Annotated in this window: 12 protein-coding genes, 1 rRNA gene and 1 pseudogene; 10 read left to right on the forward strand and 4 right to left on the reverse strand. The window is 40.4% G+C overall.

Translation table 11 applies throughout. From position 1 onward, the window contains the following. Positions 1 to 162: 162 nt before the first annotated feature. The gene (locus tag BV375_RS24280) at positions 163 to 3,411 is read right to left on the reverse strand and encodes an EAL domain-containing protein (protein ID WP_086765286.1); all 3,249 of its coding nucleotides are present in this window, start codon (positions 3,409 to 3,411) and stop codon (positions 163 to 165) included. A 103-nt stretch (positions 3,412 to 3,514) separates the two neighbouring features. On the opposite strand from BV375_RS24280, the gene BV375_RS38835 reads away from it, so the two are divergent. Next, entirely contained in the window at positions 3,515 to 3,637 is a 123-nt protein-coding gene (locus tag BV375_RS38835) for a hypothetical protein (protein ID WP_279432959.1), read from the forward strand. Between the two features lie 79 nt (positions 3,638 to 3,716). Here the strand turns inward: BV375_RS38835 and BV375_RS24290 are convergent, their stop codons facing one another. After that, the gene (locus BV375_RS24290; RefSeq protein WP_086765290.1) at positions 3,717 to 5,408 is read right to left on the reverse strand and encodes an adenylate/guanylate cyclase domain-containing protein; all 1,692 of its coding nucleotides are present in this window, start codon (positions 5,406 to 5,408) and stop codon (positions 3,717 to 3,719) included. Between the two features lie 306 nt (positions 5,409 to 5,714). Further along, entirely contained in the window at positions 5,715 to 7,646 is a 1,932-nt protein-coding gene (locus BV375_RS24295; RefSeq protein ID WP_086765291.1) for a protein kinase, read from the reverse strand. A gap of 164 nt (positions 7,647 to 7,810) precedes the next feature. Between BV375_RS24295 and BV375_RS24300 the strand changes: the two genes are divergently transcribed. The 4 genes from BV375_RS24300 to BV375_RS24310 all read left to right on the forward strand — a co-directional run bounded on the left by BV375_RS24300 (position 7,811) and on the right by BV375_RS24310 (position 10,963). After that, positions 7,811 to 8,305, forward strand: coding sequence for a hypothetical protein (locus BV375_RS24300; RefSeq protein ID WP_086765293.1), 495 nt, complete (start codon positions 7,811 to 7,813; stop codon positions 8,303 to 8,305). Between the two features lie 276 nt (positions 8,306 to 8,581). Beyond that, on the forward strand, positions 8,582 to 9,502 hold the full coding sequence (locus tag BV375_RS24305; RefSeq protein ID WP_086765295.1) for a histone deacetylase: 921 nt from the start codon (positions 8,582 to 8,584) through the stop codon (positions 9,500 to 9,502). Between the two features lie 703 nt (positions 9,503 to 10,205). Next, the gene (locus tag BV375_RS37145) at positions 10,206 to 10,343 is read left to right on the forward strand and encodes a hypothetical protein (RefSeq protein WP_166507518.1); all 138 of its coding nucleotides are present in this window, start codon (positions 10,206 to 10,208) and stop codon (positions 10,341 to 10,343) included. Between the two features lie 173 nt (positions 10,344 to 10,516). Further along, positions 10,517 to 10,963, forward strand: a complete 447-nt coding sequence (locus BV375_RS24310) for a tellurite resistance TerB family protein (RefSeq protein WP_086765297.1) — start codon at positions 10,517 to 10,519, stop codon at positions 10,961 to 10,963. A gap of 445 nt (positions 10,964 to 11,408) precedes the next feature. Here BV375_RS24310 and BV375_RS24315 read toward each other — a convergent pair whose 3' ends face one another. Beyond that, entirely contained in the window at positions 11,409 to 12,176 is a 768-nt protein-coding gene (locus BV375_RS24315; RefSeq protein ID WP_143842194.1) for an IS5 family transposase, read from the reverse strand. Positions 12,177 to 12,388: 212 nt separating this feature from the next. On the opposite strand from BV375_RS24315, the pseudogene BV375_RS36210 reads away from it, so the two are divergent. From BV375_RS36210 to BV375_RS24335, 5 genes and pseudogenes are all read left to right on the forward strand, one after another. Next, a pseudogene (locus tag BV375_RS36210) lies at positions 12,389 to 13,203 on the forward strand (IS5 family transposase); the annotation flags it as partial. 42 nt (positions 13,204 to 13,245) lie between these two features. Continuing rightward, on the forward strand, positions 13,246 to 13,788 hold the full coding sequence (locus BV375_RS38310; protein WP_243714032.1) for a hypothetical protein: 543 nt from the start codon (positions 13,246 to 13,248) through the stop codon (positions 13,786 to 13,788). Continuing rightward, entirely contained in the window at positions 13,751 to 14,041 is a 291-nt protein-coding gene (locus tag BV375_RS38315) for a hypothetical protein (RefSeq protein WP_243714033.1), read from the forward strand. Before BV375_RS38310 ends, BV375_RS38315 begins: the two co-directional genes overlap by 38 nt. Next, positions 14,022 to 14,216 carry a hypothetical protein gene (locus tag BV375_RS38320; RefSeq protein WP_243714034.1) on the forward strand — a complete coding sequence of 65 codons (195 nt, stop codon included), beginning with the start codon at positions 14,022 to 14,024 and terminating at the stop codon, positions 14,214 to 14,216. Before BV375_RS38315 ends, BV375_RS38320 begins: the two co-directional genes overlap by 20 nt. 462 nt (positions 14,217 to 14,678) lie before the next feature. Next, positions 14,679 to 14,931, forward strand: a 16S ribosomal RNA gene (locus BV375_RS24335); the annotation flags it as partial.

Consider the following 14,931-nt stretch of genomic DNA (forward strand, 5'->3'; position numbering starts at 1 on the left):
TCTATGCCCTATCCCTTATGCAGCAACCTTTATAGGTAGGTTGTCACCCTCTGAGGGTTTCGCGTTAAGTTGACACGTATGAGCAATGCTAAACCCCTAGGAAAAATTTATACGTATCAGGATTTTCCTAAATTGGTATAATAACTGACAGCTAACACAAAATTATTCTCTGATAAACAATCTTTCAATTTCATGAGCAGGTAGAGGCTGAGAAAATAAGTAACCTTGACCAAATTCACATCCAAGTTGCTTTAACCATTGAAGCTGCTGTTGTTTTTCAATACCTTCTGCCACAACTGCTAATCCAAGTTGATTGCTAAGTGTAATTATAGTTTTGACAAGTTGATAATTTCGGCTACCCTCTTGCATTTGATTAATAAAGGAACGGTCAATTTTCAAGAAGTCAGCAGGTAAGCGATATAGATAATTGAGCGATGAATATCCAGTACCAAAATCATCAATGCTAATTTGAATTCCTAATTTTTTTAACTGCTCTAATACAATGAGTGCCTCATTTATATTATCAATGAGCATACTCTCTGTAATTTCTAAAGTTAAACAGTCACCATCTAAACCTGTTTGAACCAAAATACGTTCTATGTCCTTAACTAATGTGGTTTTACGAAGGTCTTGAACCGAGAGATTAACACTTACTTTCAACGAAAATTGATTAGAGCAATGAGTTTTCCAAAGTGCAAGTTGCTGACAGGCAGTTTCAAGTATCCAGCTATCTAGGGGCACAATCAGCCCTGATTCTTCAGCTACGGGAATAAATTCTCCAGGAGAAATGAATCCTCGAATCGGGTGTTGCCAGCGCACCAATGCTTCAAAACCAATCAAATGATTACTATTTATATTAAAAATGGGCTGATAGTAAACGAGGAACTCTTGTCGTTCTAAGGCCTTACAAAGATCGTTTTCTAAATTGAGACGGATTAGCGCTTGATTGTGCATCTCGGCATCAAATATCTTATAGCAGCTTTTTCCTTGAGTTTTTGCTTGATACATTGCAATATCTGAATCTCGAAGCAAATCGGAGGCTTGGCGATAATTTTCTGTACCTAAAACAATACCAATACTTGTGGTAATAAATACTTTATATCCATTAAGCATTAATGGAGCTTGGAAATCTAGTAATATCCGCTCGGCGACTCCAATTGCTTCTTCAATTCCTTGCAGGTTTTCCAGCAAAATTACAAATTCATCACCACCTAAGCGAGCTGCTAAATCCATTGCCCGAATTTTAGATTTTAGCCTCTGGGCAATAATAGTTAATAGTTTATCTCCAGCTAAATGTCCTAGGCTGTCATTAATTATTTTGAACCGATCCATATCAAGAAACAATACAGCGAAGTGATAATTTTCAATTCGCTTGGCTCGGTTAATAGCTAGTTCTAACCGTTCCATCAATAGGTTACGGTTGGGTAAGTCAGTTAGAGCATCATGCAAGGCATTGTAAAGTAGCTGTTCTTCTGCATGTTTGCGATCGCTAATATCAGTGATTGTGCCAACATATCCTGTAATTTTTTCTAATAAATCGTACTCTGCAACAGCTTGTCCAAATACCCAAGCCACCGTACCATCAGGCTGCTGAAATCGATATTCTAGCTGGAAAGAACGATTTTCTTTAACAGCATAAGACCACTCAGCTAAAACTTTTTCTCGATCGTTAGGGTGAAGTCCTTTAACCCATCCAGCTTCGGCGGCTTCTTCTGAAGTTAGTCCAGTAATTTTGCACCAGCGTTCATTAACGTAAAGACAGCTTCCTTGAGCATCAGTTCGGAAAATGCCAACTGGTGCTGCGGCTGCTAAAGAAGCATAGCGTTGTTCGCTTTGCCGTAGATGTGCTTCTGTTCGTTGTCGTTCTGCTAGTTCTGTTTGCAACTTCTGGTAAGCAGTAGCCTGCTGGATAGCGATCGCCAACTGAGTCGAAAGCTGTTGTATGAGAGTGATTTCTTCAGCGTGCCATTGTCGAGGAGTTTGGCTTTCAACAACGTTCAGCAGTCCCCAAAGGTTATCACCTTCGATAATTGGTACCAAAATTTTTGCCCGAGTTTGTAATGATTCGAGTAGCTGGCGGTGGCAATCGCTCATCTGTGTCGTGTAGATATCACAAACGACGCGAGTCCGTTCTTTGCGATCGCTCGTTGCCCAATCAGGTGCATAACAAGAATCGTAAATTTGTTTACCTAGGTGAGAAGAATAACCATGCGCTACGGATTCTGCAACTACAACTACGCTCCAGTCGGGTTGGAATTGCCAGATGGCAGCGCGATCGCAGCCTAAGAGCGATCGCACTTCTTGAACTGTGGTTTCGAGAATATTCTGTAAATTAAGCGAAGAACGGATTTGAGTAGCAATAGTTGCAATTAATTTTTCCTGTTCTGCTTTGGCTTTGAGTATAGCTGTACGTTCAAGAACTTGCTGTTCTAATAGAGTGTTGCGATTTTGCAGCAGTTCTAGTTTCTCTGCTTCTAATCGAGACACTTGATGTTCTAATACTTCGACTAAGTAAGTTAACTCCAAAGGATTGAGTACTTTGAGAATACTAGTTTGAGTAACAATCCCTAATAACTCTCCTTGAGTTCCAACTACTACTATCCGTTTAACTAGGTATTGCTGCATTATTTGTTGAACAATCCACAGCGATTCCTCTGGGCTAACCGAGAAAACTGGCGTACTCATGACGTCATGGGCTTGGAGACGTTCAAAATCTAGTTCTAATGCGTGAAATTGAACAATATCTCGCTCTGTGACAATGCCAAGTGGGATTTGTAGAACTTTTCCTTGTGCCTCCTGAACTCGTTCTTCCACAAGCACCACTGAACTTACCTGATGTTCTGCCATCAAACGAGTGACAGCTAGCATAGAAACATTGGGAGCAGCGTAAATCACTTGCGATGACATCACGTCTGCTACAAGGCGTAGTTGCAGCAAATCTATAGGACGCGATAATTGTCGCAAGCTTTCATGAGTCAGTAACCCCACAATTTGGTTTTGCTCATTAAGCAGAGGCAAGTGGCGAATGTGATATTGCTGAAGGAGATTGACAGCAAAGAAGAGATTGGTAAATGCAGATTGCTGCAAAGTAATGACTGGATGTGTCATGACATCTGTGATTGCCAGATTCTCTAGCGATCGCTTCTGACAACTGAGGCGAACTACGTCTCGTTCAGTAAAAATGCCTAATAACTGATTATTTTCAACTATTAATACACAGCTTGACCGTGCTTCAAGGTGTAAGGCTTCAATTTCGCTATCTGCCTTTCTTGAAGATGAACACATTGCACGAATACCACTCATCTGGGTGATCGCTGCCATCACAGATGTATCTGGCGAAACTATCAGCGGGTTGCGAATAATTGCTGACTCCAGCTCAACTTCTGTCAAAGCAGTGGAAGGTATGAACATTCGTGCAACTATATTCAGAATTTCTTAAACTTTCACTTTGATCATGCCCTTTACAACAACGTACTTCAAACAGTACATTCGCCAAACTTTTAATTCAGTGAATATGAAGAAGCTAGCTATTGATAACTCAAATACGAGTAAACTTTGCCAAGGCTTTCCTATTTCAGGAGAATTACTGATATTTTTTAGGGCCGATCTTGCTCAAATCAGCGATCGCCTGATTTGAATAGCAGCCACAGAGGAATTTATACAAGTATCTATCCTCTGTTAACACGAATCAGCCTCACTCGACTGCAAAGGCTGGACTACCTTGACACAGCTACATTTACAATTCCTGCGCCTTGAGAATATTTTGATGGCAATAAATTCCAGAGCAGGCGATAGAGTTGTAAAGGCTGGTCTTGACCTTTAACTTGAACAAGAGACATTTTTTCAAAAGGCAAATTCATCGTCCTCAACCGATCAAAGGTTGTTTGAGATATGACTATCTCTCCAGCTTGCGCAACATTACATATTCGACTAGTGACATTTGTTGTATCACCAATAGTAGCATACTGAATAAGTTTCTCTGAGCCGATGTTGCCTGCTGCCACTTTTCCTGTATTCAGCCCAATATGGATTTGAATCGGTTGCTTACCCTGCTGCACCCACTCTTGATTGAGCCGCTGTACTGCCCATTGCATATCAATGGCTGCTTGTATGGCTCGCTGTGCATCATCGGGCTTGCGATAAGGAGCACCCCAAATAGCGAATAAAGCATCGCCAATATATTTTTCTAAAGTGCCTTCATAGCGAAAGACAATCTCCTCTACCATGACCTCGAAGTACTCATTCAGCATCGCAATCACTTGACGCGGCTGCATTGTAGAAGACATTTTAGTGAAATTAGTAATATCAGCAAATAAGGCTGTTACTTCTGTATCAACAATTCCCAAGTTGACTTCTTCCTTAAGCTTTTTCCTCACAGCTTCGGGAAAGAATCGCTCTAGCTTGTTACGCATGACTGCTTCAGCTTCGATTTTTTTGTAGAGATTGGCGTTGTCAATAGCGATCGCGGCCTGATTAGCTAAAGCAGTCAGAAATTCTACATCTTCGTCAGAGTAAACATCCGACAGAGACAAATTATCAACGTATAATACCCCAATCACTTCCTCTCTTGGTTTGAGAGGAATACACATTGAAGCACGAATGGTTTGTACAAATACAGACTCTGAATCATTAAACCGCTGGTCGAGACAAGCATCAGTAGTTAAAATCGCATTGCCATTTTTATATACATAATTTGTAATATTTTTACTATAAAATTGATTCTCACTGGAAACTCCTGAGCGCAGCTTAACGGCTTTGTGTTCGAGCTGCTTTGTTGTTTCATTAACCATCAAGATTACCGCTCGGTCTACATTGATAATCTCGAATAGGAGATCGAGAATCTTCTCTAATAGTCGGTCAGGCTCTTCAGGAGAAGAAAGCTGTTTGCTTACCTCTAGCAAGATTTTCAATTTATCTACTGTCCGTTGATTACTACCCCGATGTGAAAGCCGCAGAAGTGAATCTCCTCTCCCTGGAGAATCCAGTAAATCCTGCATCTTAAAGCGGCTTTGCTCAGTAGAGAATTGTTTGACAATCGTCTCAGGAATAGTTATTTGACAGTCTTGTTCACTTATAGATGCCTGTTTAGAGTTAATAGTAGAAGGTGTGGGTGTAGCGTTAATTTTGTCAACAAATTTTAACTCCACGTTCCCACAATTAATTAAATCTCCGTCTCTAAGTTCATATTGATCAATTTTGGCATGATTGACAAAAGTGTGATTGAGGCTTTGCAGATCCTTAATGGTAATCCGATCCTCAGCAATTATAATTTCTGCATGATAACGAGATAAGCTCTCATCTGTGAGCACAATGGTGTTATCACCGCTGCGTCCGATAGTGTTGAGACCAAACTTCAACTGATGAAGTCTTTCTTGAGGAGTGTTAGGGGCGTAAATTAAATATGGCATGTTCCACCCTCACGTTTCCACTTTTCTGGAAAATTGCTTTGCTGAATCAAAGGATACATCCCACGAACATTAGATAGTATAAAACTCACTGTCTCCAGTAAAAATTTCGGACTAAACCATATATTTCTTTAAAAATCTCAGAAAGTTATGTAAAAATTATGCAAGTTCACGATGAATTTACATAATATTTATAGATATTCTCAAGAGTTAGCTTAACAAGTTTACAAGATTATACCCCTTTGTTTTGAAACATGATGTACAAACTCTAACTGCAAGAATTACAAATTATCATTAATAGAAAAAAGCTTACAGATTTTTATTATCGATTTTTTGCGGAACTGAGTTATCTATCGTATTTGGTTTTTCCTGGCTTGGTAAATGCTGATTACCATATTTTTCAATTTGAGATAGTCCTTGCTTGGCTATATTTTCCGCAGCTTGTTTAAATAATGGCTCTAATTTGTCTTGCCAATATTTAATGTTAGGCAACTTTTCTGGGTGTTTTTGATAATCCAAAACTTTATCCCATTGACCTTGGGCTACTGCCGTATTAATATCATTAAACAAAGCATCTGCCTTAGCCCAATCTTGCTGCCACTGAGCAATCATCACGGCAGTTTCTTTGAAACTAGATGAAGCCGTTTTTGGTACAGATTTTAGCAGTGCGATCGCTCCTGGTAAATCTCCGGATTCATACTTCTTCTTTGCTTCTTCCAAAACCTGAGTGCTGTTATCTGTAGATGGCGATTGCTCTGTTTTTTCAGCGTCCGAAGTAAATGGTTCTGACTGGAAAGGTTCTGATTTATTTGGTGATGAACTTGCTACTTGGTTAGATTTAGGTTTTGCCTTCAGAAGCGGTCGATTAGCAATCAGGGTATTATCATCTACTGTCTTAATTGCAATCCCTTTGTCTCGCAAACAAGAAGTCCATTGTTCATTATTTGCTATCACATCCGAGTGTGCCCAAGCCAATTTTCCCGAGTTAAGTTTTACTTCTACCCAATTATGTTTTGTGCGTTTACCAGTAACCTCAAACTTAGTGTTCTTGTTAACTGTTCGCACAACACTGTCAGAATTGATGGCACTAGGTTCAGAACGAATATTAGAATTGCCCACGACAACAGCTAAACAGTTGTTATCTAAAGTAGTATCATTACCTGTTAGATTAGCAGCTAAATTTTTCACGCTTGGATAGACATTTGTGACCAAAGCAGCAGCACCGCCTGCTAATAAAAGCCCTACGATTAAAGGTAATGGGTCAGGTTTGTTAGAGTCTTGACGAACAGGTTTAGCAACCACTTTATTAGCTGGTGCAACTGCGACAGTTTGTTGCCGAGACACTTGAGTTGGAGTTTTATTTTGCTGAGAATTAGAATTTTGGCGAAATTCCTCTAGCTTAGAGGCTACAGTAACAGGGGTCATCAACTCTCTACATGCTTGCAATGCTTCTGTTGCACTTTGGTAGCGGTCTTTAAAGTGATAACGCACCATTTTGCTCAACACTGCTGCTAACTTAGAATTCACACTCACTAAATGCTGCCAGAGGAGTTCGCCTGTATTTGGATCTTCTTGTAATGCTGTTGCTGTCACTCCTGTTATAGCTTGAATAGCAATTATACCTAAAGAATAGATATCGCTATTAGGACGGGGTTTACCTTGCCCTTGTTCTGTTGGCATATAACCGGGAGTACCAATAACTACCGTAGCAGTAGGTTGTCCCCCAGGTGTAGCCAAGTGTGTACGCAGTTGTTTAACTGCCCCAAAGTCTACTAAAACTAATTTATTGTCAGAAGCCCGACGAATAATATTATCTGGCTTGATGTCGCGGTGAATTACGCCTTGACTATGTACAAATTCTAAAATACTCAGCACTTCTTGCAACAGTTGAACAACCTGAGTTTCACTCCAGCGCTTACCAGGTAAGAGTTCTTCACTCAGGGTATTTCCTTCAATCAATTCTTGTACTAAATAAAATTCTTGATTTTCGTCAAAATAAGCCAAAAGCCGAGGTATTTGATCGTGCTTGCCCAGAAGTTCTAATGTTTCCGCCTCACTGCTGAACAGGCGCTTGGCTGTGTCAAAAACCCTGGGGTCGGAACTAGTAGGTTTCAGGTGCTTGACAACGCAAATAGGATTGCCTGGCCGCCTAGTATCTTGAGCGATGTAGGTTTGACCAAATCCTCCTAGAGCTAAGACTCTAATTACTTGGTAACGATGGTCTAGTAGCTTGCCGATCATATTCTTTCCCCAGTGTTAACACCCAATTTTCCAGATGCTAATCAATATCTCCAAATTTTCCTCCATGAAATCCGCTATCTTGAGAAAAGATTTGAACTAAAAATGTAATTTTTTTAATAAACATAGATTGTTAATTTTTGTTTCAACATCTTTTTTGATTAGCAATGCCACCCAAAATAAACAACTCTGTCACCTGGCAGCAGGCTGAAATTCTGATGCAGCCTGCTTTCATCCGTGTAGTTGATAACATTCGCAAGCAACTAGATGTGTCTTCTTGGACAGGAAGTTATCATGATGTATTGATTTGGCCTGCCACTACCACCGATGAAACCAAAGCAACTGTGACTCAGCTGTTGCAAGACATGGAAACAGCAACCCCAGAACAAGCAGATGAAATCAGAGAAACGCTTTCCCGTCTGCCAATGCCCCATCCAGGATATCATCTACGTTTGCAGCGTCAAGAGCAGCAAGTAACTATCGATTTGTGGGATCTATGTTACCAAGTGTGTTTTATTAACTACAGCCCAGATGTTCCTAATGCCGATTTCTCTGAGATTGACACTAGTTTAATTGATGAAATTGGAGAAGTCGATTGGCAGCATTTAGAAACTAAAACCAAGGATCTGGTTGCGCAGGTATTTGCTAGTTTACCTGAGTAAAGTAGTCAGTAAAAATTCTAGTAGTGACCGTAATATAAAACTATGGTGACAAAGACTTCCTACCCAGCGATAAAGCGTTAGTTTTGGAGCTATCCCAGCTTTAGTTATAATTTTACCGTTGCCCTGTGGCAACAACTGGCGATCGCAGGCTTTTAATCTTGATTTAGTCAGGCTATGAAAATTGTTGAGTTAAGTCAAGCATAGTTTGGCAAAGACTAGATAGACTGGTCAAGATACAATGGCATTCAGTATGTTGCTGCCACATTTTGTCATCCTATGCTACCAGTCATCTATTCCGATGAGTTTCTCGATCACAAGACTGGAAACTACCATCCAGAAAGACCAGAACGTTTGACTGCAATCGTCAACGCTTTAAAGGAAGCTGAGTTTGCAGAAAAAATTGCTTGGCGATTGCCCACACAAGTATCTGAAAAACCTTTGCTAATGTCTGTGCTAGGACAAGCTCATACTTTAGATTACATCAACAAAGTCAAGGAAATTGCTTCTACTGGGGGGGGTTACTTAGATGGAGATACACCAGTTTCTCCACGCAGTTATGATGTGGCATTGTTGGCAGTGAGTGCTTGGTTAGATGGAGTTGATACAGTTTTGGCAACAGAAAATCCAGCTTTTGTGCTAGCTCGCCCACCTGGACACCATGCTGAAAGCGATACGGGTATGGGGTTTTGTTTATTTTCTAATGCTGCGATCGCAGCTTTTTATGCTCTACAAAAACCTGGAATTAGCCGTGTAGCTATCCTTGACTGGGATGTACATCATGGTAATGGTACTCAGGCGATCGTGGAAACTCAATCGCAAATTGCCTACTGTTCTCTACATCAGTACCCCTGCTATCCAGGTACGGGTAAAGCCTCAGAACGTGGCTTTCATAATAATGTAATAAATTTGCCAATACCTCCTGGTAGCGATATAGCAGTCTATCAGCCGCTATTCGAGAAGATAATAGTACCCTTTTTAGCCGATTTTCAGGCAGATTTACTAATTATTAGTGCTGGTTACGACGGCAATGCCGCAGACCCTTTAGCAAGTATTAATTTACAACCAGCAGACTATGGTTTGTTCATGGATTATTGTTTAGAGCTAACTCGAAAAATTCTTTTTGGTTTAGAAGGTGGCTATGATTTACCAGCACTTTCCCAATCAGTAACGGCCACAATCGGACGCTGCTTAATTTAAAACTTCTTCTTTCATCTTCTAGTTAGACCTATAAAGTATCTCAAGTCTAGGAGCTTGATACAAGCAGCAATCTAGTAGTAATGCTCATTAGAAAAGCACTAGTGGATCTCAAAGCTTTTAACTATAACACTGTGAAGTTTTATTTCAGTCTGGTGACATAGCTATGACTCAGCCAGGCGTAAAAGCAGAGGAACTGTTACCAGTTAGCCTATGACAGTTGAAAAGCTGACTTTGGCTAGAGTAATACTGCAACTTTGGCAGTTTATTTCAAATAATTTTATAATTTATTTTATTAACACTAAAAAATTACATAAATAAGTAGTAGGCTTACTAATAATATTCATTAATTTTTTTGGTTATTGTTTTTCATTTATAGGCTATATAAGCAACAAGCTAAAAAATCTGTCTTTAATAGTTTAATTAAATAAATTTTTTAATGTATTTATTTATACTTAAAAACCTAAGTACAAATACATAATCCATCTAAACTCATTTTTGACATTAATTGATTTTCAGTATCGTATTGAACTAAATACCAAGAAAATTCATAGAAACTTCAAAAAGAAAAAGTTTGAGATGTATTTTTAAACAGCTAAAGTTTTGTTAAGATGCAGATGCTAGTAATTTCTCAACGAAATACACCACTCAGGGTGTGAAGAAATTAAACAGCACTAGCAACACAGAGTTATAGAGGTGAAGTGTAATGACCACCTACATTTTCTTCAATGATGCCCTCCAGATGCTTACCAACGCCTATTTGATATCAGCAATAGTGCTAATAGCAGCTTCTGGTATAGGTTTAGCAGTAATAGAAACGATAGAAAAGACGGGAGAACGCTAAGTTTCAACCTGGTTTTTCCTTCTCACCAAAAACCTATTGAATCTATGTGTTCGCTGTATAGAAATCCTGGGAACACTAAACTATGAAAGTCTCACGGCGTTGCAGACTCACGTCGATGTTATAGAACGTGCAGATTGTACCGCTATTGAGACCTCAATCAAGGAGCAAATACAATGGGTTCATTAGACACGGTATTGGGTACGGAAAATCAGGCTCAAGTTAAATTAAGTCCAGCAGAAGCTTTTGCCGCTATTACTCTAGCTGCAACATGTATAAATGGTGATCTGTCAGAAGATGAAGCCCGTTGTATCTCCTCAGTTTTATCTCGTTTAAAGCTTTTTAGAAATCATACCAATGACCTAATGAACAGGCTAATTGAAAAAATCCTGAGTATCCTTCAGCGGGATGGCATGAATGTTTTATTCAATGCAGCTAAAGAATCCTTAAATCAAGACTTACGGGAAGCAGCATTTGCAGTAGCTACAGATTTGTTGCTAGCTGAGGGTATAGTTACAGATGAAGAAACCATTTTTTTAAATGATCTATATCAAGCCTTAGGGGTTTCAAGGGAAGTAGCAATAAAAATAGTACAAGTAATTTTAATTAAAAATCGTGGGTAAAGTTACTGGGTAATAAGGTACTAGCAAGTAAATAAGATACTAGTCAAATTGCGAAAATATTGATATTCCTTTGGGTAATGTTTCAGAATGCTGTCATTGAGGTTGGTACTGTTCTAACTTTTACAATAGAACCTTGATTTCTTTTTCATAACCAGAGTTTGGGTTAAGCTCTTTGTTAGAAAAGCCACTGCATCTAAGGGCTGGGTTTGTTAAGTTGATAGCAATAAGCAATTAATCCGCACAGAACTTACTTTTTGTGCTATTGCGTTCCAAACGTGTTACAAAGATCATCTACGTAGCAAAATAAAGCATCTCAACTAACTATAGGACAAGTGCTGGATTTGACTTTATTTTCAGATGGGTACCTGTCCCTTTGCTTATGCCGAACTCAGGTTTGTTAAGAGAAGCGCTTAGAGGATGTTTGAAAAGTTATCGAAAGTAAAATTTATGCCAATCGCCTCACCATAACCCGAATCATGGCGATGTATACAAATGTCTCTGCGGTTTCAGGTAATAGCTCGTAGTCTTTGTTCAATCTCCGACACCAAGTTAGCCAGCCTAATGTGCGCTCAACAACCCAACGTTTTGGTAACAATACAAACTCTCTACGTTCTTTTGGTCGTATAACTACCTTGACAATCCAACGGCAGAAATCCATAACCCACTGCATAAATCGATTGCCGTCAAAACCAGCATCGACCCATATTATATTAAGTCTCGACATGGAAGGTTGCATTTTTTTAACCTTGTTAAGTACCCTTTTTCCACCTTCGCGCTCGCCTACACTGGCTGCTGTAATTAATACTCGTAGAACTAAGCCTAAAGTATCCACTGTGAGAAATCGCTTGCGCCCCTTCACATTTTTACCAGCATCATAGCCAACCGCTTGACTCACCATCGCTGCACTTTTAACACTTTGACTGTCTATGATAGCTTCAGATGGGATTGGCTCACGGTCACGATCAACCCTAGTCCATTCCCGCAGTCTGTCGTGTATCCTTACCCAGGTGCCATCGATGCGCCAATTCCGAAAATAGGTATAAACTGTTTGCCAGTTTGGAAAATCCCCTGGTAATCCACGCCATCGGCACCCTTCATAGAGAACATAAAAAATAGCGTTGAGAACCTCCCAAACATCCACTTCTCTTGGGCGACCACCAGGTTTAGTTGCTGGGATTAAAGGTTCAATCAGTTCCCATTGGTCTTGGGTCAGGTTGGTGGATTATGATTTACTCATAGCCTCTCAGTGGTGCTGTTGTCTTTACTTAATTAACAGCTTACGCCCTGAGAGCTTTTTTTACTCAGTTGCCGACTTTTCAAACATCCTCTTATTATTAAGAGCTGATTCGTAAAGAAAATTTAAAGAGACTTTGGATGAGTAGGAGTGGATTTTAAGCTAGATCCAGTTGCATGGTCGTACTAAAAATGACTCGTCTGCCGGAGATTGCCAATCCCCAAAGAAAACCTTACCCTAGCAACCTCAGTGATGGTGAGTGGGAGGTATTGAAACCGCTCATACCCGCACCAAAAGGATTTGGTCATCCAGTGGCAGTCGATTTTCGGGAAATTCGATTGGGCCATATTTTATGTACAACGAACCGGATGCCAATGGGAAATGCTACCTCATGATCTGCCGCCATATACGACGGTGTATGGCTACTTTCAGAAGTGGCAACGTCAAGGCATCTGGCAACAAATGCACGACCAAGTTCGCCAACAACTACGAACAGAATTAGGTAAGGATGAGCATTTCACCGTTGCGATAAGCCTAACGGCATAGCTTCGCTTACCGCGGATTCTCAATCCGTCAAGACAACGGAAAAAAAGGAGCCAGTGCGTTGGGCGGCTCTGCCGACTTGAAGCAACTGGCGTGGGAGGTCTACGGTTTCGATGGTAGTAAGAAAGTTAAAGGGCGTAAACGCCATATCGTCGTAGACTCTCAAGGATTGTTACTTGGAGTTTTCGTGACCGAAGCTAATGCCTAGCAACGATTAGGAGCAGTGGTTGTACTGGATGAAGCAAAGGAAAAATTATCCCAATTAGAAGTGATCTGGGTAGACCAAGGCTATTCTGGTAAGAATTTTGCCAATGCTGTCAAGCAAGTCTGTGGCGAGCTGGTGCGAGTGGAAGTGATTGCACGAACCGCCGACACTTTTGAGCAATTGCCTAAGCGATGGATTGTGGAGCGCACTTTTGGATGGTTGAATCGATTTCGGCGCTTGAGTAAAGATTATGAAGTCACGCCTAATGTGAATTAGAAAAAAGGCGGGAGAAGTAAGAAGATGAAAGTTACCAGCTTTTCAATTCAGACTTCCCCCATGACTAGCATAGACTTTGGAACGCTATTAACAACCATCTTTGTCATCGTAGATGACTGGTATCAAAAGCAGGTAAAAAATACAACACTCTTAAAGCCAGGAGTGAAAGCAAGCATGAGCGATAGTGAAATCATGACACTGCTGCTAATAATGGATTATCTACCATTTCCTGGAGAAACACAGTTTCTGGGTTTTATCCGAGGAAATTACTTTGAATGGTTTCCCAATTTACTTGACCAGAGTCAATTTAATCGCCGATTACGCAAATTAGATGGAATGTTAGAGAAGTTACGCCGCAGTTGGGTGGCGCAATTGGTTGGGGAAAGTGAAAAATATTTCCTTCTCGACACCAAACCCTTACCAGTCTTGGGACTCAAGCGTGATAAACGATATAGTGACTTTGCGGTCAATGCTACCCCCGGCTGGTGTGCTGAAGCGAGAAATGCGTTATTTTGGCTACAAGCTGGTTATGTTGTCAACCTGGAATGGAATTCCTATTGCTTATGATATTGTGCCTGCTAATACAGATGAGAAGATTGCATCCGAAGGTATTTTAGAAATGGTTGCTTCTAGTGATATTTATGCAGATAAAGGATTTATCTCTGCTGATTGGCAGACCGCGATGTCTAGCGACAAGCCGCTTCGCGTCTACGCTGATCGCACAGGTAATCACATCTGGACACTTACCCGTGATAACCAGCATCTTCAACATTCTCATAGTTTGAAGCGCTTTATTAGTCGTGTTCGGAGCGCGTGTTGAAGGTGTTTTTCACGAAATTCAAAACACTGGTCGTAATCCCGAACGCTTACTTAACAAAACTATTGATGGCTTTTGTGTACATATAGCAGCCAAGATTGCATCTCATACTCTGCGTTTGTTGCTCCGTCGCTGTTTTGGTATTGATGTTCTCACTTTCCAGTCCCAACCTATTTAATTCACATTAGACGTAAGTCTATTCCGAAGTCAGTGAAGCCATGATTTATGGTTCTTTGCTTCGTCTCATGGTTAGGCGATTAGCTGCTTAATATTTACTTTACGAATCAGCTCTAAGAGTTATCTTGCCAAAATTTTTATATACTCTTATTTTTTTGCAAAGATATTGATTGGTGTTTAAGCTTTGCAAATTGGCGAAGTATTGGGTTAAGTCCCCGTTAAAAAAAAGTTGTGATAACCCCTTGACGAATCACCAAGAGAGTTGTTACCTTAGATAAGTGCTGAGGGCGAGGCAAAAACGCCCAAGTAACCGAACCGAGAAAAAGAAATACTTTGAAAGCTTAAAATCAAACCAATCCTCGTCAAACAGGTTTTTTTGGGCAAAGCTCAAAAATCTAACCAAAATTTAACAGGATTTCTGAAAACGGAATTAAGTTTTCGGAAAAAAAACTCGAAAAAGAACAAAATGGAGAGTTTGATCCTGGCTCAGGATGAACGCTGGCGGTATGCTTAACACATGCAAGTCGAACGGTGTTTTCGGACACAGTGGCGGACGGGTGAGTAACGCGTGAGAATCTAGCTTCAGGTCGGGGACAACCACTGGAAACGGTGGCTAATACCGGATGTGCCGAGAGGTAAAAGGCTTGCTGCCTGAAGATGAGCTCGCGTCTGATTAGCTAGTAGGTGTGGTAAGAGCGCACCTAGGCGACGATCAG

It is taken from the genome of Nostoc sp. 106C, from assembly GCF_002154725.1.
Classification (GTDB): Bacteria; Cyanobacteriota; Cyanobacteriia; order Cyanobacteriales; family Nostocaceae; genus Aulosira.

Coding starts and splice junctions, on each gene's coding strand:
- BV375_RS24305 (WP_086765295.1), top strand. CDS start 8,582: ATGCTACCAGTCATCTATTCCGATGAGTTTCTCGATCACAAGACTGGA.
- BV375_RS24280 (WP_086765286.1), bottom strand. CDS start 3,411: ATGTTCATACCTTCCACTGCTTTGACAGAAGTTGAGCTGGAGTCAGCA.
- BV375_RS24310 (WP_086765297.1), top strand. CDS start 10,517: ATGGGTTCATTAGACACGGTATTGGGTACGGAAAATCAGGCTCAAGTT.
- BV375_RS38310 (WP_243714032.1), top strand. CDS start 13,246: ATGAAAGTTACCAGCTTTTCAATTCAGACTTCCCCCATGACTAGCATA.
- BV375_RS37145 (WP_166507518.1), top strand. CDS start 10,206: ATGACCACCTACATTTTCTTCAATGATGCCCTCCAGATGCTTACCAAC.
- BV375_RS24300 (WP_086765293.1), top strand. CDS start 7,811: ATGCCACCCAAAATAAACAACTCTGTCACCTGGCAGCAGGCTGAAATT.
- BV375_RS24295 (WP_086765291.1), bottom strand. CDS start 7,646: ATGATCGGCAAGCTACTAGACCATCGTTACCAAGTAATTAGAGTCTTA.
- BV375_RS24290 (WP_086765290.1), bottom strand. CDS start 5,408: ATGCCATATTTAATTTACGCCCCTAACACTCCTCAAGAAAGACTTCAT.
- BV375_RS38835 (WP_279432959.1), top strand. CDS start 3,515: ATGAAGAAGCTAGCTATTGATAACTCAAATACGAGTAAACTTTGCCAA.
- BV375_RS38315 (WP_243714033.1), top strand. CDS start 13,751: ATGTTGTCAACCTGGAATGGAATTCCTATTGCTTATGATATTGTGCCT.